The 24,882-nt window shown below is 40.5% G+C and carries 17 protein-coding genes, 3 tRNA genes and 2 pseudogenes; 5 read left to right on the top strand and 17 right to left on the bottom strand.

Annotation, left to right across the window (positions count from 1 at the left end):
- Position 1 precedes the first annotated feature (1 nt).
- On the top strand, positions 2-337 hold the full coding sequence (locus JKG61_RS03190; RefSeq protein ID WP_021068675.1) for a MerR family transcriptional regulator: 336 nt from the start codon (positions 2-4) through the stop codon (positions 335-337).
- On the opposite strand, the gene fbp is transcribed toward JKG61_RS03190, so the two are convergent.
- From fbp to JKG61_RS03175, 3 genes are all read right to left on the bottom strand, one after another.
- Positions 332-1,339, bottom strand: a complete 1,008-nt coding sequence (fbp, locus tag JKG61_RS03185; RefSeq protein WP_202101559.1) for a class 1 fructose-bisphosphatase — start codon at positions 1,337-1,339, stop codon at positions 332-334. The genes JKG61_RS03190 and fbp overlap by 6 nt on opposite strands.
- Before the next feature lie 36 nt (positions 1,340-1,375).
- Positions 1,376-1,870 (bottom strand): metallophosphoesterase family protein, encoded by a 495-nt coding sequence (locus JKG61_RS03180; protein ID WP_202101558.1) that lies wholly within the window; start codon positions 1,868-1,870, stop codon positions 1,376-1,378.
- A gap of 66 nt (positions 1,871-1,936) precedes the next feature.
- Positions 1,937-2,644 carry a tRNA1(Val) (adenine(37)-N6)-methyltransferase gene (locus tag JKG61_RS03175; protein ID WP_202101557.1) on the bottom strand — a complete coding sequence of 236 codons (708 nt, stop codon included), beginning with the start codon at positions 2,642-2,644 and terminating at the stop codon, positions 1,937-1,939.
- 83 nt (positions 2,645-2,727) lie between these two features.
- Here JKG61_RS03175 and JKG61_RS03170 point away from each other — a divergent pair, with 83 nt between their 5' ends.
- On the top strand, positions 2,728-3,834 hold the full coding sequence (locus JKG61_RS03170) for a hypothetical protein (protein ID WP_202101556.1): 1,107 nt from the start codon (positions 2,728-2,730) through the stop codon (positions 3,832-3,834).
- Here the strand turns inward: JKG61_RS03170 and mutS are convergent.
- Together mutS and JKG61_RS03160 are read right to left on the bottom strand one after the other, a co-directional pair.
- Positions 3,831-6,437 carry a DNA mismatch repair protein MutS gene (gene mutS / locus JKG61_RS03165; RefSeq protein WP_237249361.1) on the bottom strand — a complete coding sequence of 869 codons (2,607 nt, stop codon included), beginning with the start codon at positions 6,435-6,437 and terminating at the stop codon, positions 3,831-3,833. The genes JKG61_RS03170 and mutS overlap by 4 nt on opposite strands.
- 90 nt (positions 6,438-6,527) lie before the next feature.
- Positions 6,528-7,517, bottom strand: a complete 990-nt coding sequence (locus JKG61_RS03160) for an isoaspartyl peptidase/L-asparaginase family protein (RefSeq protein WP_237249360.1) — start codon at positions 7,515-7,517, stop codon at positions 6,528-6,530.
- A 171-nt stretch (positions 7,518-7,688) separates the two neighbouring features.
- On the opposite strand from JKG61_RS03160, the gene mtgA reads away from it, so the two are divergent.
- Positions 7,689-8,417: a monofunctional biosynthetic peptidoglycan transglycosylase gene (gene mtgA / locus JKG61_RS03155; RefSeq protein WP_202101554.1), complete on the top strand. Its 729-nt coding sequence runs from the start codon at positions 7,689-7,691 to the stop codon at positions 8,415-8,417.
- Between the two features lie 22 nt (positions 8,418-8,439).
- Here the strand turns inward: mtgA and JKG61_RS03150 are convergent, their stop codons facing one another.
- Positions 8,440-9,540: a lactonase family protein gene (locus JKG61_RS03150; RefSeq protein ID WP_202101553.1), complete on the bottom strand. Its 1,101-nt coding sequence runs from the start codon at positions 9,538-9,540 to the stop codon at positions 8,440-8,442.
- A gap of 319 nt (positions 9,541-9,859) precedes the next feature.
- Here JKG61_RS03150 and JKG61_RS03145 point away from each other — a divergent pair, with 319 nt between their 5' ends.
- Positions 9,860-11,230, top strand: coding sequence for a peptidylprolyl isomerase (locus JKG61_RS03145; protein ID WP_202101552.1), 1,371 nt, complete (start codon positions 9,860-9,862; stop codon positions 11,228-11,230).
- Between the two features lie 53 nt (positions 11,231-11,283).
- On the opposite strand, the gene JKG61_RS03140 is transcribed toward JKG61_RS03145, so the two are convergent.
- The 8 genes and pseudogenes from JKG61_RS03140 to JKG61_RS03105 all read right to left on the bottom strand — a co-directional run bounded on the left by JKG61_RS03140 (position 11,284) and on the right by JKG61_RS03105 (position 16,316).
- Complete coding sequence (locus JKG61_RS03140; RefSeq protein ID WP_202101551.1) at positions 11,284-12,153, bottom strand: YybH family protein; 870 nt, start codon at positions 12,151-12,153, stop codon at positions 11,284-11,286.
- Positions 12,154-12,196: 43 nt separating this feature from the next.
- Positions 12,197-13,669: a cysteine--tRNA ligase gene (gene cysS, locus JKG61_RS03135; RefSeq protein WP_202101550.1), complete on the bottom strand. Its 1,473-nt coding sequence runs from the start codon at positions 13,667-13,669 to the stop codon at positions 12,197-12,199.
- A 26-nt stretch (positions 13,670-13,695) separates the two neighbouring features.
- Positions 13,696-15,000, bottom strand: coding sequence for a ribosome biogenesis GTPase Der (gene der, locus JKG61_RS03130; protein WP_202101549.1), 1,305 nt, complete (start codon positions 14,998-15,000; stop codon positions 13,696-13,698).
- Positions 15,001-15,274: 274 nt separating this feature from the next.
- Positions 15,275-15,516: pseudogene (locus JKG61_RS03125) on the bottom strand (GIY-YIG nuclease family protein).
- A 112-nt stretch (positions 15,517-15,628) separates the two neighbouring features.
- A pseudogene (locus tag JKG61_RS03120) lies at positions 15,629-15,866 on the bottom strand (GIY-YIG nuclease family protein).
- A gap of 64 nt (positions 15,867-15,930) precedes the next feature.
- Positions 15,931-16,002: transfer RNA gene (locus tag JKG61_RS03115), tRNA-Met, on the bottom strand.
- Between the two features lie 41 nt (positions 16,003-16,043).
- Positions 16,044-16,115, bottom strand: a tRNA-Met gene (locus JKG61_RS03110).
- A gap of 129 nt (positions 16,116-16,244) precedes the next feature.
- Positions 16,245-16,316 (bottom strand) — tRNA-Met (locus JKG61_RS03105).
- Between the two features lie 116 nt (positions 16,317-16,432).
- Here JKG61_RS03105 and era point away from each other — a divergent pair.
- Positions 16,433-17,311 carry a GTPase Era gene (era, locus tag JKG61_RS03100; RefSeq protein WP_202101548.1) on the top strand — a complete coding sequence of 293 codons (879 nt, stop codon included), beginning with the start codon at positions 16,433-16,435 and terminating at the stop codon, positions 17,309-17,311.
- A gap of 98 nt (positions 17,312-17,409) precedes the next feature.
- Here the strand turns inward: era and uvrC are convergent, their stop codons facing one another.
- The 3 genes from uvrC to porW are packed head-to-tail and all read right to left on the bottom strand — an operon-like array spanning position 17,410 to position 24,805.
- Positions 17,410-19,221: an excinuclease ABC subunit UvrC gene (gene uvrC, locus JKG61_RS03095; protein WP_202101547.1), complete on the bottom strand. Its 1,812-nt coding sequence runs from the start codon at positions 19,219-19,221 to the stop codon at positions 17,410-17,412.
- A gap of 6 nt (positions 19,222-19,227) precedes the next feature.
- Positions 19,228-21,477 carry a penicillin-binding protein 1A gene (locus JKG61_RS03090; protein WP_202101546.1) on the bottom strand — a complete coding sequence of 750 codons (2,250 nt, stop codon included), beginning with the start codon at positions 21,475-21,477 and terminating at the stop codon, positions 19,228-19,230.
- Positions 21,478-21,493: 16 nt separating this feature from the next.
- Positions 21,494-24,805, bottom strand: coding sequence for a type IX secretion system periplasmic lipoprotein PorW/SprE (porW, locus tag JKG61_RS03085; protein WP_449618960.1), 3,312 nt, complete (start codon positions 24,803-24,805; stop codon positions 21,494-21,496).
- Between the last annotated feature and the right edge of the window lie 77 nt (positions 24,806-24,882).

The raw sequence follows: 24,882 nt of genomic DNA, 5'->3' as shown, positions 1-24,882 counted from the left end.
TATGCCTTACAAAGAACGCGAAATTAACAAGTTGTATTATACAATGGGCGAGGTCACCAAAATGTTTGATGTGAACGCTTCGCAGATCCGTTTTTATGAACGCGAATTTGATATCCTACAACCCAAAAAGAATAAAAAAGGCAATAGATTGTTTACACAAAATGATATCGCCAATCTTAAAATTATCTTCAATCTGGTTAAAGACAAAGGGTATACTTTACAGGGAGCCCGTGATTACCTCCGTACGAATAAGACCGAAGCAAAAGAGAACCAACGTGTCATTGATTCTCTAGAGCGACTTAAGTCATTTTTAGTGGAGGTAAGGGATAGTCTATGATTTCTCTAAAAACTCCAACACTTTATTAACCATATCTGTACTACCCAATATTGCCGGTACACGTTGATGCAACTCCTCTGGCTCAATTTCTAATATTCTTTCGGTTCCAGTAGTGGCTTTTCCGCCTGCTTGTTCGATAATGAACGCTATGGGGTTACACTCATACATCAACCGTAACTTTCCTTTAGGCTGTAAAGCTGTTTGCGGATAAATGAAGACTCCACCTAACAATAGATTTCTATGGATATCAGCAACCATTGAACCTATATATCTTGAAGTGTAAGGCCGATGTGTTGCCACATCCTCTTCCTGGCAATATTTAATATAGTTTTTTATCCCTTGCGGAAATTTGAGGTAGTTTCCTTCATTTACCGAATAGATATGTCCTTGCTGCGGAATTTTCATATTTGGATGCGATAAGCAGAACTCACCTATAGATGGATCTAACGTAAATCCATTCACTCCCTTTCCTGTCGTATAGACAAGCATCGTAGAAGAGCCATAGATAATGTAGCCCGCTGCGACTTGCCGTAATCCCGTTTGTAATAAGTCTTGCTGGGTCAGAGCCTCTCCTACCTGACTGATTCTACGGTAGATTGAAAATATAGTTCCTACAGAGACATTGACTTCTATATTGGAGCTACCATCCAATGGATCTATACACACGATATACTTGGCATTTTTAGAAATCCCCGTATCGGTCAACTCCACCCCCTCTTCTTGTTCTTCAGAGGCTACAAAACAGCACTCCCCTCCATCTTTTAGTGCTGCTATAAACTGTTCATCGGCATAAACGTCAAGTTTTTTTTGATTTTCGCCAAATACGTTGGTATCACCCACCGTACCCAAAATATCTACCAAGCCTGCTTTGTTGACCTCACGGTTGACAATCTTAGCTGCGATTCCGATATCGCGTAACAATCGGGACAATTCTCCTTTAGCGTAAGGAAAATCCGTTTGTTTTTCAATAATAAACTGACCTAAAGTTTTTAAGGATTTCATAATTTATTTTTATAAAAAACAAAAATATGAAAATATTTACCGATTAAACAACTCTATTATTTCCAAATTTTTAATTTCACCTAAATCAAGATCGAAACGCATCAATGTTCTTACCTTATGCCAGCCTTGTTTTCCCGCTGCACCGGGGTTTAAATGCAGTAAAGCCAGCTTAGGATCATATTGTACCTTTAAAATATGGGAGTGTCCACAAATAAATAATTTAGGAGGATTCTTAATAAGATCGGCCTTTATCACTGGAGCGTATCGACCAGGATATCCTCCGATATGCGTCATCCACACATCTACACCTTCGCAATCGAAACGTAAGTGCTCCGGACATTCTGTTCGAATATCCTTTCCATCTATATTTCCATACACGCCTCTAAATGGTTTAAACTTCTTTAGCTTATCCAGTACTTCCACACTTCCAAAATCTCCCGCATGCCAGACTTCATCACAGTGTTCAAAGTGATTAAAAACAGCATCATCTAGGTAACTATGTGTATCGGACAACAATCCTATCTTTTTCATCGCTCAATGATTCGTTTATGCATTCCGTGTATGCTATGATTAACATACCCATGGCCTCTAATATTTTTAAAACGCAATAAAAAAAGGTTTCAATATATCCCGGTATCCATCCGAGTAAATTCCCTTCTCTTGGTAAATAACAAAATCTATACTTTCTTCTGTCTGACGATTCGCATTACTAAAAACCATAATTTTGCGAATTGGTTCACTATAGTCAAATGAGCGAATACAGACCTCCTTTACCAGGAATAATCCTTCGCTGTCCGTATAGGGTAAAATATCCTTACTTACATCGATAGGAACAATCAGCTGAAGGGTGCCTCTTGGAGAAAGGTTTCTGCTAGCAAAGGCTATGAGGCGTTTAAAAAAATCTAAATCCGTATGCCTAGCAAGACGCTTTCGCGTATCAGGATTATGCAAGGCATTAATATAGAAGGGAGGATTAGCAACAATCAGATCATATATCTCCTGTTCACCATCTATTTCAAAGTCCCCATATCGAGCAGACATGCGTGCCGCAAATGGAGATACCTGGAAGTTCTCGAGGGTCCGCCTGTAAGCCGTCTGATCAATATCTACTGCATCGACCATAGCGTTTGGAAATCGTTGAGCCAGCATTAAGGCAATCACACCTGTCCCGGAGCCGACATCTAAAATACGAGAGGGCTTGTCACTATCTACCATTGCACCCAATAAAACACCATCCGTATTTATTTTCATTGCGCAACCTTCCTGATTGACCTCGAATTCTTTAAATTTGAATACTTCCCCCATGAAGGGCAAAGGTAGCTCTTTTTTGAATTGATGATACTGAAAAATATCAGTACTTTGGCTGAGATATTTATAAACTTCAAATTATGCGTTTTATCCTTTTTATCATCATTTTAGTTTATAGTCCCTATTGTCTAGCGCAGCAGGGATGTGAGACGCTGGTAACGGCATCACTTCAACGGCTTCTAAGTGTATTGGTCAAAAACGACTTTAACCAACTTCAAACCATTATAAACACGCTAAAAGGTGGCTGTGATAAAAATGAACTCGCCCTTAGATTGGAAATCACACAACAGCTGGTATTACAACAGAATACAGACCTATCGATCAAAGCCTATCTTGATGGCCGTTATGATGATATACTGGTACAGCGCTTTGACGATGCTGCTTCAAAGAAGGCGAATGAGCAGTATAGACGGAATCCCGAAAAGTATCAGTACTTTCCGCTGAATCATAAGGTCGATTCTCTTTTAAAGCTTAAGGCACAGGCGCTACTATCCTCAGAAAGCTATACATTGAACCCTCGTGAAACCGCAATTGTTTATCTTTTTGCAGATTATATTGACAATTTCTATGACGAACTGGACAAAACACCAAAAAAGCGTCCGATTATAGATAAAATCAAAGAAGCTGATAAAATGAAAGATGCCCCCACGATCGGTGTCCACGCAGGGATCTTTTCGCCGCTGCAGCGTAATACTGCATATGGTGTTGCTCCGGCTTTTGGCCTATCTTTAATGGGACCTTTCAGTAATTTGTTCATCCCGGAGCTAAGCTATAAATTCAGAGTTCATGAAGCGGCTCCTTTTGACATGAAATATAAGGGTGAAATTCGCGAAGTAAGCCCTCGTTCCAGTCATTTTATAAGTCTTGGTATAGGTTATAAAGTCTACGACAGTGGAAAGATCATTGTTTTACCTAAACTCAATAGCGGTTTGGGATTTATTTGGACCGGACTATCGGAAAGCTATTACCAAGAGGATGAGTACGGCAACGAAGAACGCAATACTTCGTATAAAAACATCAATACCTGGCAGAATTCGATTGGTGTTGCTAGCATGCTCCATATCAAACGCAAAACCTATATTGGCCTAGAGACGAATTACCATTTCATACCCTATAGTTGGGATAGTCGATTGAAATCAAATATCCCAAGCCATTATGTTAGTCTAGATCTCTTTATCCGTTTTTAATTCTTTAAAAGACGCTGTATCTCGTCCAGCTTCATCAGTGCTTCCACAGGTGTCAAGGTGTTTACATCTAGATTATTCAACATATCCCTTATTTTCTCTAAAATAGGATCATCTATGGAAAACATCTGTAGTTGATAAGCCTGTTTTTGAATCTTACGCATACTATCTTTTATTTTCTCTCCACCGGTACGTTCCTGTTCCAGTCTTTTCAAAATCTCCGAAGCACGACCGATCAATTTTGGGGGCATGCCTGCCAATTTGGCGACGTGTATACCAAAACTATGCTCAGATCCTCCTGGGACAAGTTTGCGTAAGAAAATGACCTTATTATTAACCTCTTTAACAGATACATTGAAGTTTTTGATCCGAGACATCGAGTTACTCAGCTCGTTCAGCTCGTGATAATGTGTCGCAAACAAAGTCTTTGCCCTAGCAGTAGGATGAAGATGTAGAAACTCCGCAATGGCCCACGCAATGGAAATACCATCGTAGGTACTCGTCCCTCTTCCGATTTCATCTAATAAAATTAAGCTCCTATCGGAAAGATTATTCATAATACTGGCCGTCTCATTCATCTCTACCATAAATGTGGACTCTCCTGATGAAAGATTATCCGACGCCCCTACCCGGGTAAATATCTTGTCCACAAGTCCAATATGTGCTTCCTTAGCTGGAACGAAACATCCGATTTGTGCCATAAGGACAATCAATCCTGTCTGTCGCAATAAAGCTGACTTACCAGCCATATTGGGACCGGTTATAATAATAATCTGTTGGGTATCCGGATCAAGAAAGGTATCATTCGTAATGTAATCTTCTCCTAAAGGAAGGTTCTTTTCAATAACAGGATGACGCCCCCCTTTTATATCTAGAATTTTGGAGTCGCTGATCTCGGGTTTTATATAATAGTTCTTTTCAGCAATTATCGCAAAATTGAGGAGTACATCCAATTTTGCAATCAGCTGTGCATTCAACTGTACTGGTTTTATATACTCGCTGATAGCGACCAATAGTTCGGCATAGATTCGATTTTCTATAGCCTGTATTTTCTCTTCAGCTCCGAGTATCTGCTCTTCGTATTCTTTAAGCTCTTCTGTTATGTACCGCTCGGCATTGACCAGGGTTTGCTTACGGATCCATCCCGTTGGTACTTTATCTTTGTGGGTGTTGGTAACTTCCAGATAGTATCCAAATACGTTATTAAACGCAATTTTCAGTGAAGGTATACCCGTAATTTCAGACTCTCTACGCTGTATTTCCAACAGATAATCTTTGCCACCAAAAGCAACCTTGCGCAATTTATCGAGGTCTGCATCAATCCCATCAGCGATCACGTTTCCTTTGTTCAATGCTACCGGAGGTTCGGCCTGAAGTGTCTTTTCAATTTTTTCCCGGATCAGTACACAAGGATTCAACTGCTCGGATATCACAGATAAGGATTCTGACGCCTTAACATCTGTCAGTCCCTTCAACTTCTCTACCGCATATAATGCCCGCTTTAATTGAGAAATCTCCCTTGGATTAGCTTTTTGTAAACCTATTTTACTAATTAGTCTTTCTAAATCTCCGACCTGCTTTATCTCACGTATCAGCTCATCCCGTAGCTCCTTATGCTGATGAAAATAATCGACTACATGAAGACGTTCTTGTATAGACTTGATATCTTTCAAGGGCATTACAATCCATCGTTTTAACAAGCGCGCTCCCATGGGAGAGGAAGTTTCATCCAATACGTCAGACAGGGTTATTGCATTTTCATTGGCAGAACCAATAAGCTCCAAATTACGTATAGTAAATCGATCCAGCCACATATAGCGGTCTTCTTCTATACGCGCGATGTGAGAGATATGTTGAAGATTTCGATGCTCCGTCTCATTAAGGTAGTGTAATGCAACCCCTGCCGCTATAATAGCAGTAGACATCCGATCCACACCAAAGCCTTTCAGCGAGTTTACTTCAAAATGCTTCAACAGGTTCTCTTCCGCATAATCTCCGGTATAGGGCCACTCGTCTAACGAATAAGTGTAATACTGACTTCCAAAACTCGTTGTGAATTCTTTTGCCTGTTTTCGGGGCATGATAATTTCTGTAGGTTTAAAACCTTGGAGCAGTTTATCAATGTATCCTGCGTTTCCCTGAGCAACGAGAAACTCTCCCGTCGAAATATCAAGAAAAGAGATGCCGATGGACCCCTTATCAAAAAAAACAGAGGCGAGATAATTGTTGGATTTTTGCTGTACAATATTATCGTTGTACGATACTCCTGGTGTAACCAATTCCGTAACACCGCGCTTCACGATTGTCTTCGTCTGTTTCGGATCTTCCAATTGATCACAGATGGCCACACGCTGTCCTGCCCTAACCAACTTTGGAAGGTAAGTCTCCAACGAATGATGCGGAAAACCTGCTAGAGCAGTCTCCGATTCAGATCCATTTCCTCGTTTGGTCAAGACAATGCCCAGGATTCCCGCTGCTTTGATCGCATCTTCTCCGAAAGTCTCATAAAAATCACCAACACGAAATAATAATAATGCCCCGGGGTACTTCGCTTTAATCGTATTGTACTGCTGCATTAACGGGGTTTCTTTCTTTACTTTTGCCAATGGATATCTGTTTTTTGTTGAGGTGTAAAAATAAGAGAATTGCCGGGATTTGGCAAGCCAAATATCCGCCTGTTAAAGCATCAAGGTATGTTATTTGTAAATTTCTACCTTAACTTCTCCCGACTCGGTAATATACCCGCGATACATCCCTGCAGTATTGAATGGCATAGCTACATTCCCATCTTTATCCAAGACGATCATTCCACCATCCCCTCCCATTTCACCTATCTTTCGAATCACTTCTTTAGAAGCCTCTAAAACAGAGAGCGATCTGTACTGCATCAAGGCTGCCACATCATACGCAGCTACATTACGGATAAAATACTCGCCCCATCCCGTACAGGAGACGCCTACTTGTTGGTTGGCATAGGTACCGGCACCTATAACAGGTGAATCTCCCACACGACCAAATTTTTTGTTTGTCATTCCTCCGGTAGATGTGCCCGCTGTAATTTCTCCCTGATCATCCAAAGCAACACATCCTACTGTTCCAAATTTTTCGTCCTTCCATTCCGGTTTTGTGACTGTCTGTTTATCGTTGTGGTCCAGCTCCACGGCTTTACTATTTTCTTTTAATATCCGCTGTAAGGCATCCCAACGTTCTTGCGTATAGAAATAGGATGGATCTACTTGCGGGATCCCCTGCTCTTTGGCAAATCTTTCAGCACCTTTTCCCATCATCATCACATGCGGAGAATGCTCCATAACGGCAATAGCTGCAGTTATTGGATTCTTGATCGTAGTGACTCCTGCTACAGCTCCAGCTGCTCCATCTTTACCTTTCATGATAGAGGCATCTAGCTCATTTGTTCCTTCGTGCGTAAATACCGCACCTTTACCAGCATTAAACAAGGGAGAATCTTCCATAACGTGAATGGCTGCCTCTACCGCTTTTTCGCTACTGCCCCCCGCTTTCAGGATATCGTAGCCCGCCCGCAATGAGGTGCGGAGTGCATCCATATAGGCTTGCTCCTTCTGTGGAGTCATTTTGGATTTCAAGATAGTTCCTGCGCCTCCATGAATCACAAGGACTACCTTATCTTTTGGGGTCACTTGTTGCCCTACACCGATTGAACTCATAAACATTAAAAATAAAAAAAGTATATTTCTGAAAATCATAACACGGATAATAATAAACCTTTAAATTAGTAAATTTTAGACAATGTATACCTATCTCGTTTAAAAAGAATAAATGTGGTTACTTAGTTTGTATGTTTTTTCATAGGTTTGCATCGCATTTGTGATGAGGTCATGGCAATAAAACGAGGTAATTACAGAAAGAAAAAAGGGGTTCCGGTTTCCTGGAAAAAACAACTAAAAAAGTGGTCAATACGTGTCGTAAGTGTATTCTTTGCTTTCACCATTTTTTGGGTAATATGCTTAAAATTCATCAACCCTCCTATCACTTATCTCATGATAAAAAGGGGATTCCAATGGCAATCTGAAGGAAAAGGATTTAAAATTGAAAAAGATTGGCTACCGTACGATGAGCTATCCAACAATCTCAAAAGAGCAGCCTTAGCAGGTGAAGATGCTCATTTCATGACACACAGTGGATTTGACACCGATGCTATCAAACAAGCCCTCGAGAAAAATAAATCCGGAAAGCCGCTTCGTGGTGGCAGTACAATTAGCCAACAGGTGGCAAAAAATGTATTTCTTTGGCCAGGTCGCTCTTGGCTTAGAAAAGGCTTAGAAACCTATTTCACCTTTTGGATAGAGATTCTCTGGAGCAAAAAGCGCATCTTGGAAGTGTACCTGAATGTTATTGAAATGGGGCAGGGCGTGTACGGAGCCGAGGCTGCAGCGCATTACTATTTCAGCAAATCAGCAAAAAACCTAACAAAAAAAGAAGCTGCTTTGATTATAGCGATATTACCCAATCCAAGACAGTGGGATGCCCGCCGTCCTTCTAACTACGTTAATTCAAGAGCGAATAATATTGTGCGCTACCTCAACCACTACGATATCCCGGAGTAAGTCTAAACCTTATCCCAAGTCCTTAAAAAATAAGGCAAACCGGTTTACTCACCTCGATCATAGCTGACTCTTCTGGTTCTAAAGCCCCAGTAGTTCTGTTTCTTTTAAACACAGTGATTTGATTCGAGATCTGATTCGTGACAAATATACGGCTACCGTCTTCCGAAATATTCAAATTCCGGGGGGAGTTACCACCCGTAGGCACAATACTTTTTAAATGCAGTCTCTTGTCCTTCATTACCTGGTAGCAAGCAATTACATTAGCATCGCCCCGATTTGTCGCATAGACAAATTTATGATCGGCAGACATCTTTATATCCGCCCCACCATGTTCGCCAACAAATCCTTCGACATAAATGGGTAAGACCTGCGTATTCACCCAGCTACTTTTTTTCTGTTGAAATACAGCGACTTCACCTGTCAGCTCAAGTACTGCATATACGCTTTTCGCATCAGCCGAAAGAACGACATGTCTCGGTCCTGCTCCTTTAGGTGTCTGTATACTATCAATCCTATTAAAACTGTAACCCGAGCCCTTTTGTTTCACCTCGTATATATAAATAAGATCAGCTCCTAAGTCGGACACAAATAACCTGCTACCATCGGCAGAAAAAAAAGCAGAGTGTATGTGGGATTCTGATTGTCGTTCCTTATTGACACTACTACCTCTAAATTGGATAAAATACTCTTCCCGATTTAGGTTTCCATCATTTTTCAAAGAAAACAAAGTCAACGAACCTCCACTATAATTAGACACGACCAAAACAGGCAAGTTGGGGCTGATAGCTATATGACAGGGATGAGCGCCCTTAGTAGGCAATGTACCAATAGCGGTACTATTATCTAAATCTACCACTGTTACCATCCCTTCGTTATTTTCGTTTACAGCATATAGAATCTTACCCTTTCTCGCTAAAAAAGAAGGATTATCCATGGGAATGGTTTCTAAAAAAGTGGACGCGCCGGTGCCGGCCTTAAAGTCGTATACCTGCACCCCCTTACTACCCGTAGAAGAGGTATATGTACCTACATAAAGTTTCGTCGTCTGTGCCGTCAAATCAGAAAATAAACTAGGAATTAGCAATCCTAAAAAAATTACCCCGAACCTTCTTAAATCAATCATATTATACCCGCGTTAAATTTCGTTAAAAACCTTATTACCCTTTATCAAAAAGCTATATTCGTAGCAAAAATATAGAATAAAATAAGGCATCAAAAAAGCTAGATAAGGAAATCAGCTATAACCTTCGCAACTATAGCGATAGGGTTTAGCTGAGATTATCTTATTCTGATGAAAAATACGACTTTTACAAATTATTCTGATATTTTTGTATACAAATATTGAATATATACATATTATGAATCCATCATGATTTATACCCTCACAGCTAGGCATAAATAAATCTGATCGCTTCACTCAAATTAAAAACAAATTAGAAAAGATGAAAAAAATCTTAGGAGTATTTCTTATTCTATCGATATACCTTTCACCAACTATTGGACAAGAGAAACTCGTAGACCGTGTCATATCCACTGTAGGAACAAGTCATATCCTACAATCGGATCTGGAATTGGAGTACACCCAATTTTTAGCTCAAGGAAACACTCCTAATGATAAGATAAAATGCTATATCCTACAGCAACTATTGACACAGAAGCTGTTGGCCCAGCAAGCTGTAATTGACTCTGTCGAGGTATCGGAAAGCGAAATCGATGATCAGTTGAATTTTCGGATCCGCTCCATGATTCAAAAAGCAGGAGGCAAGGAAAGATTGGAAGAGTTTTTAAATCGTTCTATCCTTCAGCATAAAGAAGAGATGCGCCCTGCTGTTGCAGAACAATTGAAAGGCAATAAAATGCAGGGACAATTGGTTTCTAAAGTTGATGTAACGCCTCAAGAGGTAAAAAAATACTTCCAAAGTTTGAATGCAGACAGTCTTCCTTATTTCAATACAGAGATTGAATACGCCCAATTGGTTATCAATCCAGTACTGACAAAAGAGGAAAAGGAAAAATTCCGCGCAAAAGCAGAAGGCTATCGCCAGCAGATATTAGACGGCTCAGACTTCGGAACAATTGCCCGTCTATATTCGGAAGACGGCTCTGCCCCTTATGGTGGTGAACTAGGGTTCAGCACTAGAGATGCATGGGTAAAAGAATTCTCTGCACAGGCTTTTAAATTGAAAGCCGGTGAGATCTCTCCTGTATTTGAGACTCAATTTGGCTTTCACTTCTTACAGGTTCTGGAAAGAAGAGGTGAGGAAGTAAATGTACGTCACATCTTGATCAAAAGCATACCTACACAAGCGGCATTATCCCGTGCAAAAGCGAAGATAGACAGCATCCACAATATCATCGTCAACACCAAACGGATGAACTTTAACACAGCCGCATCCTTATACTCGGATGATAAAGAAACAAAATACAATGGTGGTGTAGTAACCAACATGGAAGATCGGTCTACACTCATACCTGTGGATCAATTGGATGATGTAGCGGTATTTAATGCCATAGACCCATTAAAAGAAGGCGAAGTATCCACATCGGTATTATATACGGATAAAAGGACAGGAGAGACATCTTACCGTATATACTATCTGAAATCTAGAATAGCGCCACATAAAGCAAATTTGGATCAAGATTTTGCTAAAATCAAAGAAGCTGCCCGTCAGGATAAAATAAACCGCACATTGAGTGAATGGTTCGAATCCCGAAGAGAGACAACTTACATCGACATAAATCCAGACTTTTTATCCTGTGATGAATTAAAAGTATGGGTCAACAATGATGATAAAATCGTGAAAAGCAACTAATAAAAAAAGGCGAAAAGTTAAACTTTTCGCCTTTTTTGTTTTTGACAATATGATTACCGCTCAAATAACATTTCTAAAATCACACGCCATTGATAGTCGTCTTTCAGTTGCCATATTCTTATGTAATTAAACTTTACCTCTTTCTCCTTCGAAGCAACAGTCGCCGTCCCTAAGGAGTAAGCAAACTCGCCGCTATAAGCTCGCCCCACATCATTAGGCTCGGTTTCAATAGTTACACGCTGTCTTTTCAAAAAAGAAAGTATATTTTTCTTTCCCACGATTTCCTCCTGCCACGGATAATAAAAGCGTGCATCATCCGCCAAAAACTCGGAGTAAGCCGTTTCATTGTTTGCTTTCAACACCGTTGAGAACAATTGATCGGTAGACATCACGACATCTTCTCTCTGCTGCAATCTGACTTTGGAGCGATGTTTGAGATACCAGGAGTTATCCGGTTCGTGGTACCATAGCTCGCTAGGTTTATTCTTGCCGAAGTTTTCTACCTCAGCTCTTAACTCTACTTTCCAATCTCCCTTCTTACCTCGTTTCCAAACGGTCAGATACTGCCCATTCCTCTTCACAGCTCCGACCTTCTGAAATTCCATTTTACCGGAAGTAACACCCCAATCTAAGCTTTTGGATACCAAAGCAAAATTAGGATCCCAGATCAAGATATCGGGTATATTGGGCCTATTATTCAAATAATTAAAAGCATTAACCGCTGAAGGGACATAAAAAACCGATTGCTTATCAATAATTGACGAAAAAGCTGCATGTGGCGACTGCGCTTTAGAAATCGCTGCAGCATTTCTATCGGCTGTGATCAGGCCTCCGACTTTATCCGGCAATTGTGCAAACAATACCTGCACTGGAAATGTAAAACAAACAAGAGATATGCTGGTAAGAATACTATTATACTTCATAAATATATGACCGACTTTTATTTGTCATTTTGAACCTACCTTATCAAATCTTATTCCAAAGTGTTCCGTCTTTGCTGTCTTTCAGCTGTATTCCAATGCTAGACAGTTCTTGCCTAATACGGTCCGAGGTTGTAAAGTCTTTATTCTGTTTTGCTTCGTTTCGAATAGTTATAATCAAATCCATTAACCCGTCTATATGCTGACTATCTCCTGCCATTTGATCATCTTTCAGTCCCATGATCTCAATTACGAAGTCCTGCATAAGCAGCTTAAGCTGTGCTAGTGTTGCGACATTAACCTGCTGCTTGCCATCATAAATGGAATTGATCAAACGTACAACTTCAAAAAGTTCAGCAATCAAAATAGGACTATTAAAATCATCATCCATGGCTGCGTGACACCTGTTGTGCACTTCCTCCAAATCCACATCGATCTTAGTCTTAGCGGAGGGCGTGATTTTATCCAACAAGGATATAGCCGTCATCAAGCGCTTATAACCTTTTTCAGCAGCATCCAATGCCTCGTTCGAAAAGTCTAATGTGCTTCTATAATGTGCTTGTAACATAAAAAAGCGGACTGCCATAGGGGAGTATCCTCTTTCAAGCAGAGAGTGATCGCCTGTAAACAATTCACCTGGTAAAAAGCCATTGCCTGCAGACTTTGACATCCGTGCACCATTTACAGTCAGCATATTAGTATGCATCCAATATTTAGCAGGCTGCACATGATTACAAGCTTCTGACTGCGCTATTTCATTGGTATGGTGTGTAGCTGCCAAGTCCATTCCTCCGCCGTGTATATCAAATTGATCGCCAAGATACTTGCGACTCATCGCCGAACATTCGATATGCCATCCTGGAAAACCGACACTCCAAGGTGCAGGCCATCTCATAATATGTTCCGGCTTGGCTTTAATCCACAATGCAAAATCTAACCGTCCTTTTTTTTCATCTTGCCCACCTAGTTCGCGGGTATTGTTCAAAAGATCTTCAAGATTACGGTTAGTTAAAATGGTATAATTATGCTCTTTCACATATTTATCTACATCAAAATACACCGTTCCATTGACTTCGTAAGCATAACCGTTCTCGATGATCTGCTGCACCATCTCGATCTGCTCTGAAATATGCCCCGTAGCAGTCGGCTCTATGCTCGGCGGCAATGTATTGAACACCCGCAACACATCGTGAAAGCCAAGGGTATACTTTTGCACAATCTCCATAGGCTCTAACTGCAGGAGTTTAGCTTTCTTTGCAAACTTATCATCTCCCTCATCATTGTCGCCTTCAAGGTGTCCTGCGTCGGTAATATTGCGTACGTACCTGACTTTATAGCCTAGATGCAGGAGGTAACGAAAAATCAGATCAAAGGATACAAAGGTCCTACAATTGCCCAAATGTACATCACTGTATACGGTAGGTCCGCACACATACATACCAACAAGATTAGGATGAATTGGTTCAAATTTTTCCTTTTTTCGCGTAAGGGTATTGTATACGACTAGATTGTGTTGCATATCGAACAGATAATATATTGATTAAACTATTTTTGTCTAAAAAACACTTGAATAGGTACGCCATTAAAATCAAAATTCTCCCGCAGCTTATTTTCTACAAATCGCCTATAAGGCTCCTTGATATATTGTGGGAGATTACAAAAGAAAGCAAACATAGGACTGCGCCCCGGCAGCTGTGTTGCATATTTTATTTTGATATATTTGCCTTTTATGGATGGTGGGGGGTAGTTTTCGATAATCTCCAACATCACCTCGTTCAGCTTAGAAGTAGGTATTTTTTTTGTCTTATTCTGAAAGATCTCCATAGCCTTTTCAACGACTCTAAAGATCCGTTGTTTTTCGGTAACTGACGTAAAGATAATAGGCACATCCGTAAATGGAGCTATTTTCTCCTTAATACGATCCTCGAACTCCTTCATCGTTTTATTGTCCTTTTCAATAGTGTCCCATTTATTGACAACGATTAGAATTCCTTTCTTATTTTTCTCAGCTAAATGGAAGATATTAATATCCTGTCCTTCTATACCATCATTAGCGTCCAACATCAACACAACTACATCTGAGTCTTCTAAAGCTTTTATAGTACGCATCACCGAATAGAATTCAATATCCTCGCTCACTTTGCTTTTTCGTCTCAATCCCGCAGTATCTATCATTAAGAATTCATGTCCAAATTGATTATAATGAATCCGTATAGAATCACGTGTAGTTCCTGCTATATCTGTAACGATATTCCGATCGACGCCTAATAAAGCATTAGTCATTGACGACTTGCCTACGTTTGGACGCCCAACGATCGCAACTTTTGGCAGCTGATTCTCCTCTTCTTCTTCCTCATCTGGGAAATTAGAAACCACCGCATCCAAGAGCTCACCAGTACCAGAGCCGGTAGCCGAAGACACATTATAGATTTCGCCTAGACCAAATGCATAGAACTCCGCAGAATCATGATGTAGCTTTGCATGGTCGACTTTATTAGCCACGACATATACGGGCTTGGATGTCCGGCGCAACAAATCTGCAATCTCATCATCCAAATCAGTAATTCCGGTAGTTACGTCTACCATAAATATTATTACGGAAGCTTCTTCGATAGCGATATGAACCTGATCCCGGATAGCCTCTTCAAATACGTCATCTGACCCATGCACAAAACCGCCGGTATCAATAACCGTAAATTTCTTGCCGATCCAATCGGCGACTTCGTAATGACGATCGCGCGTCACACCACTAAAGTCATCTACAATCGCTTTTCTACTTTCAGTCAAGCGGTTAAACAGGGTCGATTTCCCAACGTTGGGACGACCTACAATTGCAACAATGTTTGCCATATCTTTAAATTTTTATCTCGCGCGTTACCCTCACGGCAACTAATCTTTTATTACTCAATAAATAGAACGGACAAAGTTAAGCAAAAACAGTGGTATTATCTTTTGTGTCCATAAACTTCCTGGATAATATTTTTGTCGTTTACACACACAGTATACATGATTTATGGAAATTGATCACAAAAATAAGAAAAGCCTAACCTTACGATTAAGCTTTCTACTGAGTAGCGGGGACCAGACTCGAACTGATGTCCGCCAGCTGGCGGATAAGAGCCCTTCAAACCAGCAGACCGCGGATAAAAATACGCCCCTGAGCACTCTTTAACTCCCGTTCCCTCTTCATCGCCTCTTCTTTACTGGTGTATTCCTCCTGATAGAGCAAATCCCAGGGCCTGTACCGAACCGTCCAGCCTTTTGTTGACAGCTATGACTCAATAAACGATTAGCTAGATTACCGGTATAACCGATATAGATCTTATCATAAACAGGTGAATGCAATACGTAAACAGTATAAATCATTTCATTAAATTGGTTACAAAACTAAGAAAGCCTAACCTTACGATTAAGCTTTCTACTGAGTAGCGGGGACCAGACTCGAACTGATGTCCGCCAGCTGGCGGATAAGAGCCCTTCAAACCAGCAGACCGCGGATAAAAACACGCCCCTGAGCACTCTTTAACTCCCGCTCCCTCTTCATCGCCTCTTCTTTACTGGTGTATTCCTCCTGATAGAGCAAACCCCAGGGTCTGTACCGTCCAGCCTTTTGTCGACAGCTTATTGTGACTCAATAAACGATTAGCTAAATTACCGGTATAACCGATGTAGATCTTGTCATAAACAGGGGAATACAGCACGTAAACAGTATACATGATTTCTTTAAATTGGTTATAAAACTAAAAAAAGCCTAATCTTGCGATTAAGCTTTCTACTGAGTAGCGGGGACCAGACTCGAACTGATGACCTTCGGGTTATGAGCCCGACGAGCTACCACTGCTCCACCCCGCAATATGTTTTTTAAAAGCCAAGCTAGCACTTGGCTTATTTAGTAGCGGGAACCAGACTCGAACTGATGACCTTCGGGTTATGAGCCCGACGAGCTACCACTGCTCCATCCCGCAATATATCTTATTGCAATTCTGAGATTCAAACTAATGTCCGCCAACTGGCGGATATGAGCCCATGAGCTTCATAGCTCTATCTCGCAATATTTTTATTTTTTTGAAGCCTCGCGCCTCAAACTTATTTAGTAGCGGGGACCAGACTCGAACTGATGACCTTCGGGTTATGAGCCCGACGAGCTACCACTGCTCCACCCCGCAATATATTTTTATTTCAAATCTTTGCCTCTACTAGCAAAATCAAAGATTATTTACTTCCTTAATTGGAGTACAAAGATATTATTTGTTTCTTTGCAAAACAAATAAAAAGCAAAATAATGTCACACAAAGCAGGATTCGTAAGTATTATTGGTAAGCCAAACGCAGGTAAGTCTACGCTAATGAATGCTTTAGTCGGCGAAAAGATGTCTATCATCACGCCTAAAGCTCAAACTACCCGTCACCGCATTATGGGAATTGTGAATGATGAAGACCATCAAATAATATTTTCTGACACTCCTGGAGTGATCGTTCCAAAGTATACACTACAAGAATCTATGATGAATTTTGTCGAAGGCTCATTGATCGATGCTGATATTATTTTATTTGTTACTGATATACACGAGAAATATGACGAGAGTGATGTTCTAGACAAATTACGTAAAACCTCTTCTCCGGTGGCTGTTCTAATCAATAAAATAGACAAGTCTACCGAAGAAGAAGTAAAGGAGAAAATGGAATTCTGGAAAGAGAAACTCAATCCAGAGGCTATATTCGCAATGTCGGCTTTATTAGGATACAACGTTCCTCCTATTTTAACCTATATCAAGGATAAATTACCTATACACCCTCCATATTACGAGAAAGATGAGCTGACGGACAAATCTATGCGTTTCTTCGTTTCTGAAATAATCCGTGAAAAAATCTTCAAGCTATATGACAAAGAAATCCCTTATAGTACAGAGGTCGTGGTAACCTCCTATAAAGAAGAACCTAAGATCACGCGGATCGCTGCGGAAATTATCGTAGAGCGAGACTCCCAAAAGAACATTCTTATTGGTAAAGCAGGTGCTATGATCAAAAAAGTAGGTACCTACGCAAGACAGGACATTGAGGAATTTATTGATGGAAAAGTATTTTTAGAATTATTTGTGAAAGTCATTCCTGATTGGAGATCCAAGAAAAATCATTTAAAACGCTTTGGTTACGATGACTAAATAATAATTAAATAATAATAAAGAGGTGCCAGCACAACCTTGCCACACCTCTTTATCAAATTATGTGTTAGACGTAATAATGCACTAGCCTTAGGGGGCTACTCCGCAGGCATTTCAAAATATGCACGCAATGCCTTAAGCTGTTTGGTATTCAGAACCTGTGCCAAATTTGTGTCCGATTCTTCCCTGATCCGCTTTACGGATTTAAATGTTTTCAACAGCTTCTCCACCGTAGTTTTACCGATTCCCGGTATATTTTCCAATTCGGAAACAAAGGTCTTGCGACTCCGTTGGTTTCTGTGAAAAGTAATTCCAAAGCGATGTGCTTCATCTCGTAAATGCTGTATGACCCGCAGCGTTTCAGATTTCTTATCCAAATAAAGGGGATACTGGTCTCCTGGATAGTAAAGCTCCTCTAAGCGTTTTGCAATCCCGATAACCGTAAGTTGCTTTTCTATCCCTAAGAGTCTTAAGCTCTTTAGCGCTGCACCAAGCTGACCTTTTCCTCCATCTATAATAATCAGCTGGGGCAATTCTTCACCTTCATCCAACAACCTACGATAACGTCTAAACACGGCCTCTTCCATGGTCGCAAAATCATTTGGACCTTCGACCGTCTTTACATTAAAATGCCTATAATCTTTTTTGGATGGCTTTCCATCTTTAAAAACGACAATAGCCGATACCGGAAAGTCACCTTGGATATTAGAGTTGTCAAAACATTCAATATGCCGTGGCAACACATTCATCCGCAGATCTTTCTGCATTTGATTCAACAGTCGTTCTGTTTTGACTTCTGGATTTAGCTTCTCATACTGTAGCAGACGCTCCTTTTTAAAATAAGCCACGTTTTTTAGCGACAGGTCGAGCAGCTTACGTTTATCCCCCAATTTTGGCACGAAAAAGCTAACTTCTGCTGGCAAGCTTTCAATCTGGAGCTCAAAAGGCACAATGATCTCCCGAGAAAGACTTTTATACCGGTTCCTTATCTGTGGAATAGCAATAGCTAAGAGCTCCTCATCACTTTCATCGAGTCTCTTTTTCATCTCGAGAGTCTGTGTCTGTATTACCACACCATTCATCACTTTAAGGAAGTTGACAAATGCATAACTCTCATCAGAAGCGATACTGAAAACGTCGACATTGGTAATAGATGAGCTGACAACTGTAGATTTACTCTGATAATTATCCAACTTATCTAACTTCGCCTTTAACAGATAGGCTTCTTCAAAGTTTAAAGCACCGACAGCATCATTCAGCTGCTCTTTCAATCTCGATGTTACCGCACCGATCTTACCATTGAGGATATCTTTGATACTTTCTAGGTTTTGATCATACTCTTCTTGTTCTTGAAGCCCTTCACACGGTCCTTTACAACTCCCAATCTGGTATTCGAGACATACCTTATATTTTCCCTTGGCAACATTTTCGGGGGATAGGTTCAAAGAACATGTTCTTAATGGAAACAGCTCCCTGATGGTATCAAGAACGATATGCATCATTCCTACCGAGGCGTAGGGACCATAATACCTAGACCCATCCTTGAGATACTTACGTGTCCAGAACACCCTAGGATAAGCCTCATTTTTGATTACAATCCAAGGGTAGGTCTTGTCATCCTTGAGCATGACATTATACCTTGGTTTGTGTTTTTTGATCAGGTTATTTTCAAGCAACCAGGCATCGATTTCAGTGTCAACGATTGTAAAAGCAATGCGATGTATCTTACGCACCAAGACCTTTGTCTTTGAATTCAGTTGTCTCTCATTGACAAAATAAGAGCTCACCCGATTTTTCAGATCTTTGGCCTTACCAACATAAATCAACACATCATCTTTATCAAAATATTGATAGACTCCAGGTTTATGAGGTATCCTCTTTAATTCTGCTTTATAGTCAAATGAATCCATTACTACTTAAAACCCTAACCGATCGTCCTGCAATTCGGGTTCAGAAGAATACCCCTCATATTTAGAATACTCGGAACAATCCATGACTCTGGTCATTCCTTCAGGAGGTTTTGGAAAATCCATTTTTGAATAGTTCAGCGATTTATCATTGTACACTTTTTTCATGAATAGGCCAAACACGGGAAGCGCTGCGGCTGCTCCTTGTCCATACTGCATGCTGCTAAAACTAATTTTTCTATCCTCAGCTCCTGTCCACACTCCGGCTACTAATTGTGGCGTAAAACCGATAAACCAAGCATCGGCGTTACCATTTGTTGTACCTGTCTTGCCGCCCATAGGAATAGTCAACCCACCATATTCCGCTCTACGAACACGAGAACCTGTCCCTCCATCAACTACACCTCTCAACATATCAACCATAATGTAAGCTGATTCACTATTCAACACTTTTAGCACCTTAGGCGTACGCTCATAAATAGGGGTACCGTTCTTGTCTTCTATGCGTAGAATCATCGTTGGTTCGATCCATGTGCCATGATTAACAAATGCAGAATAAGCTCCTACCATATCATACACTGAAGCTTCGTATGCTCCTAAGGATATGGAAGGATAATTTGGAACGTCCGATGTCACTCCCATCTTACGCGTTAAATCAGCAACACTAGCTGCTCCCACTTCGTTCACAACAAAAGCTGTTGCAAAGTTCTGGGAATATTTTATGGCATTTTTCAATGTAATAGGATCGCCTCCTTGTACCGTACCGCGAGGTGTCCAGTCGCCATATGTTTGTTGATGATTTGGAACAGTATAACACGGAGAGTAACCATTGTCGATAGCTACAGCATAAGTAAAAGGCTTGGCTGTTGACCCGACTTGTCTAATCCCCATTTTCACCTGATCAAACTTATAGTGTTCAAAATTGATACCTCCGACCCATGCTTTGATATGACCATTTGTGGGATCCATTGCCATAAGTGAATTTCTCAGCATTAGCTTATTGTACTTGATAGAATCCATAGGCGTCATTACGGTATCAATAGATCCTTTCCAGGTAAATATACTCATCGACACTTTGGTATTGAATGCCTTTTTTATCTCTTCGGCGGAAGCCCCGTTATCTCTCATCTCCTTATAACGATCCGAGCGCTTCATACCTGTTTCCAATAGCCTTTGTTTGTCAGCTCCTGCAAATGCATTTCGGCTGCGCCATTGTTTATCAAATTCGCCCTGCAGTTTTTGCATCCACTCCTTTTGTGCTTCTTCAGCATACTCTTGCATTTTGTAGTTGAGTGGTGTATAGATCCGTAAACCGTCTCTATCTAAATCATAAGGAGTACCGTCCGCTTTGGTAATGGAAAGCCGTTGTAACTCCTTTTTTATTTCGTCTTTTAGTACTGATCTAAAGTAAGGAGCTAGACCTTCTCCATAGCTCGAGATATTTATGTCCAGGCCTAAGGGTTTACTTTTAGCATCTGCAAGTGCCGCATCGGTTAGAAAGCTCTCCGCATGCATATTGATCAGTACCTGATTACGGCGAGTCTTAGCTCTTTCCTCCGCTCTTATAGGAGAGTACATGGTAGGACCTTTCAACATGCCGACCAAAAGCGCAGCTTGTTCGGCAGTCAGCTTATCTGGGGTGGTATTAAAAAAAGTACGGGCTCCCGATTTTATACCAAATGTATTTTTATACCCAAAATCTACGGTATTAAAGTACATCATAATGATTTCCTCTTTGGTATAATTTCGTTCTAGACGTACCGCTGTAATCCACTCCTGAAATTTCTGCATAACCCGCTTGATCGTACTGCGTTCCCGTCTTTCGGAGAATAAGTTCAAAGCCAATTGCTGTGTAATTGTACTCCCCCCCTGTTTATCGCGCAATACTATGGTATGAAAAATTGTGGTTAGTGTACGGAAATAATCAATCCCCGAGTGATCATAAAACCGTTTATCTTCGGTAGATACGAGCGCGTGCACCAAATGAGGCGATAGTTCGCTATACTTTACATTCGATCTGTTTTGAAGATAATAAGTACCTAATACGCGGTTGTCTTCCGTCAGAATCTCAGAAGCCAGATTACTTCGTGGATTCTCCAAATCTTCGAACGATGGAAGCTTGCCAAATAACCCAACACGTACCCCAACCAAAAACAAGCATACAAAGACTATAAACCCAAATAAAATCAGCCAAAATGTACGCGTATATCTATTTATTTCTTCCGTTGTTAATTTAATGTTCTTCGATTCTCTCTTCATCGTATAAAAATATCCACTATTGTTCTATATAATTTTGATGATACTTCTTGATCTCCACACCATCCGTCAGTGCCGGGATAGCCTGTTTTGTGATGACAAAGGTATTATAAATTTCTCCTGGTATTTTCATTATTTCAGGCATTAATGGCAATAATCTTGATTCATAAAGTTTTACTTCTTCAAAAGTTTTGAATGGTCCGATGAAGATTAACTGATTCTCACCGTTGATTACTGCCAATTGATGATTAAGCGAAACACTATGATATCTTGTCCTATTAAACTGTCCTATTCCGTAACGACTTGGAGCCATATTTACCTTTGGATCTAACACATTTATCGTAAAGTAGTATTCTGCTGTATCCGGAAACAATCTCTTATCTCTATAGTCGTTGGGGCCAAAATCTATTTTCGAATCCGCTAATTTTAAGTCCTTGCCAATGATACTCACATCAGTATTAACTTTGCCATTAGCGGTCAGTCGATCTACCCCTGTTACATCTATTAAGGACACCACTTGTTTAGGTTCTTCTTTTACTTTCGCTTCGACCTTAGCTACCTCAACCTCCTTCTTCGGTTCCTCTTTTACTTTCTCTTCGACCTTAGCTACCACGACCTCCTTCTTCGGTTCCTCTTTTACTTTCGCTTCAACCTTAGCTATCTCAACCTCCTTCTTCGGTTCCTCTTTTACTTTCTCTTCGACCTTAGCTACCACGACCTCCTTCTTCGGTTCCTCTTTTACTTTCGCTTCAACCTTAGCTACCACGACCTCCTTCTTCGGTTCCTCTTTTACTTTCGCTTCAACCTTAGCTACCACGACCTCCTTCTTCGGTTCCTCTTTTACTTTCTCTCCGACCTTTGCTACCACAACTTCCTTCTTCGGTTCCTCTTTCGGTTTTGGTATTTCTTTAACAATTGCCGTACCAGTTCTGTAATCACCGTAAATACCAAGACTAGGCCATGCCGTCATATCCGGTTCATCTACAAAGGCAACTCTGGATTTATCCATATCCTGCAGCGCATTGACGCGATGTACAAAGTACTGTGGGTTTTCAGCAATGAAGACCAAATTTTCTTTTGCTAGCGGGACAACTAGACTATCAGAAGGGTAACGTTCGACAATCCCTTCCAATGTAGCTGTAAAATCTTCGACACGACCGACACGACCGACCGCAAGCGCTCTCAGATATTCTACCTGCGCAACCAAAGCTGTATTTTCGAAGCGCTCTTTGAGATCGACATCTGCTTCCCGGATCACTGCAGCATGATCACCGTTGGCATATAACGTAAATAGCTTTTCGAAAACTCGGTCTAAAATATTTTTATCCCTCTTTATCTTATCCATGTAAGAAGGGTCTTTAGCAACTTTGGCATGTAGGCTATTCGGGAACAATGCCACAAGCCGATTAAAGTAGTTCTGTGATTTCTCTTTATTAATACCATCGTACATCCGATACAACGAATAATATATCTCTGCCGCAGCATCTGTATTGGGGTAACGTCTCAGAAACTCTTCATATACCTTTATCGCATCACCATTATCCTGGGTGTAATCCCTATAAATATTGCCTATTACAATAAGACGATCGTGTACTATTTTGTGACTAGCTTCAAAAGCTTCCTTATCTGCAGGGATTTCTTTCCTATACCGTTCTTTAACATTGGACATGAACAGCTCTTCGTCCAGTTCTTCCTTTTCAGTAACACTATCTGCTACAGCGACAATGGCAGTTTCTGCCCCCTGTAGCCTAGCCGAGTTATCTCCTTCGTAACGCCAATTGTCTTTGAGCTGTCTATTTCCCCATCTACGTTTGAAAGCATTCTGCCCGACCAACAACTCATCAGGATTATTAAAATAAAAAGTCCGGTCTGCAGTATTCGAAATATCCATCGATTGTCCCAATCCGTAGGCGGCATAAGCGGTATTAATCACTTCACCTTTCTTAGACTTCTTCTTTGCCTTTTTGGCAAGTTTCTCCTGTTCTTCCAGTTCTTTTTTCTTGACTACCAACTGTTCTTGTGCGTATGTCTCTAAGATCACTTCACGGGCGCTGTCATTTAAAGCCGCTAGCTGAAGGAGCGTATCCTGCCACGAAACCTCCTGATACAACTGCGTGATTTCGTCCATATAACCTAATTTACGGCGGACTTTATTGACATCTGTATAATCTGCGGGCAACACCATAGCCACAGAGTCGAAATAATTCTGGGCTTCAAAATAATATTGATGATCAAAATAATGCTCGGCTAACCGTAAGTAGGTCTCCGTAGATTGGTATTCATTCCTTTGGGGTTGAAGCAACGATCTCTTAAAATAATTCAGAGCCTCCCCTTGATCTCCAGCTTCATAATAAATATCTCCTATCTGATATAGAATCTGATCTTGATAACCATCATTCTTGCCTTCCTTAAGCATACGCTTCAGGGGTCTGACCCTATCGACTAGCCCTTGTCCTCTATCTCCTTCTAAAAATGCCGCCTGCAGACTAGCTTCAAAAGCCATATCAAATGGCACATTACTTTTTGATATCTTATTGAAGTAGTTATAAGCTTTTTCCTTATCTCCATTATCCATATAAAGCTGAGCCAACAAAAACGTCCATCTTCTATTATCCAGTATATTTGAATTGGACTCCAAGGAATATTCTAGATACGGGATAGCAGTAAGTTCATCCCCTAGTCTGATATGATAATTCGCTGCGGCAGCGTTAACAAAAGTGCGCGTTTTCTTTTCCTCATCCAATGTGACAAAAGAGGAATCTATTGCCAGTTTCGCTTCTTCATATTTCCCGATTTGCAACAAAGCTCTAGACTTCCAAGCGTATGCTAATGGCAGATATTGTGGTTGTTCTTCTATCGCAGAACGGAGCAAATGATTAAAAAACTCAATAGATGTATGGTAAGCTCCTTTATAATAATTAGCTTTTCCGACCAGCAAATAGGCCTCATTGACATACTTACTTTCTTGCTTGTTATTGACTATCTTGTAGGCTTTCTGAATCAGTGAATCCATCAGCTTGTGCGGTTCACCATCTCCTTGAGGCTCATCAAAAACACTTTGACGCACCTGATAATTTTTTTTTGCTCCATGAAAGATATTCTCTCTTTCATTGTCTAGCATCAAGTTAGAATTGTAAAGAACATTGTATTTCGCTGTAAAGTTCTGGCGAAAATTATACTCTTTTTCTTCTATTGCACCGCTAGTTTTATCAAAGGCTTTATTTTTATTTTTCGCGCTCTTACACGAAGAAAAGAATATGAAAAATAGAACAAGCAAGCCAACTAGTGACCGTATATGTCCCGAGGTATTTTTTGAAATTAAAACTAACATTCTATAAACCTATGTATAAAGGTAATTGGATTAACACACTTCACCCCAAACACTACAAAAGTATTAATTATTACAGC

The sequence above is a fragment of the Sphingobacterium faecale genome, assembly GCF_016746095.1.
Classification (GTDB): domain Bacteria; phylum Bacteroidota; class Bacteroidia; order Sphingobacteriales; family Sphingobacteriaceae; genus Sphingobacterium; species Sphingobacterium faecale.
The sequence above is the reverse complement of the archived record's forward strand: the minus strand, read 5'-3'. Positions and strand labels throughout refer to the sequence as shown.

Coding starts and splice junctions, on each gene's coding strand:
- JKG61_RS03190 (WP_021068675.1), top strand. CDS start 2: ATGCCTTACAAAGAACGCGAAATTAACAAGTTGTATTATACAATGGGC.
- fbp (WP_202101559.1), bottom strand. CDS start 1,339: ATGAAATCCTTAAAAACTTTAGGTCAGTTTATTATTGAAAAACAAACG.
- JKG61_RS03180 (WP_202101558.1), bottom strand. CDS start 1,870: ATGAAAAAGATAGGATTGTTGTCCGATACACATAGTTACCTAGATGAT.
- JKG61_RS03175 (WP_202101557.1), bottom strand. CDS start 2,644: ATGGGGGAAGTATTCAAATTTAAAGAATTCGAGGTCAATCAGGAAGGT.
- JKG61_RS03170 (WP_202101556.1), top strand. CDS start 2,728: ATGCGTTTTATCCTTTTTATCATCATTTTAGTTTATAGTCCCTATTGT.
- JKG61_RS03160 (WP_237249360.1), bottom strand. CDS start 7,517: ATGAGTTCAATCGGTGTAGGGCAACAAGTGACCCCAAAAGATAAGGTA.
- mtgA (WP_202101554.1), top strand. CDS start 7,689: ATGGCAATAAAACGAGGTAATTACAGAAAGAAAAAAGGGGTTCCGGTT.
- JKG61_RS03150 (WP_202101553.1), bottom strand. CDS start 9,540: ATGATTGATTTAAGAAGGTTCGGGGTAATTTTTTTAGGATTGCTAATT.
- JKG61_RS03145 (WP_202101552.1), top strand. CDS start 9,860: ATGAAAAAAATCTTAGGAGTATTTCTTATTCTATCGATATACCTTTCA.
- JKG61_RS03140 (WP_202101551.1), bottom strand. CDS start 12,153: ATGAAGTATAATAGTATTCTTACCAGCATATCTCTTGTTTGTTTTACA.
- cysS (WP_202101550.1), bottom strand. CDS start 13,669: ATGCAACACAATCTAGTCGTATACAATACCCTTACGCGAAAAAAGGAA.
- der (WP_202101549.1), bottom strand. CDS start 15,000: ATGGCAAACATTGTTGCAATTGTAGGTCGTCCCAACGTTGGGAAATCG.
- era (WP_202101548.1), top strand. CDS start 16,433: ATGTCACACAAAGCAGGATTCGTAAGTATTATTGGTAAGCCAAACGCA.
- uvrC (WP_202101547.1), bottom strand. CDS start 19,221: ATGGATTCATTTGACTATAAAGCAGAATTAAAGAGGATACCTCATAAA.
- JKG61_RS03090 (WP_202101546.1), bottom strand. CDS start 21,477: ATGAAGAGAGAATCGAAGAACATTAAATTAACAACGGAAGAAATAAAT.
- porW (WP_449618960.1), bottom strand. CDS start 24,805: ATGTTAGTTTTAATTTCAAAAAATACCTCGGGACATATACGGTCACTA.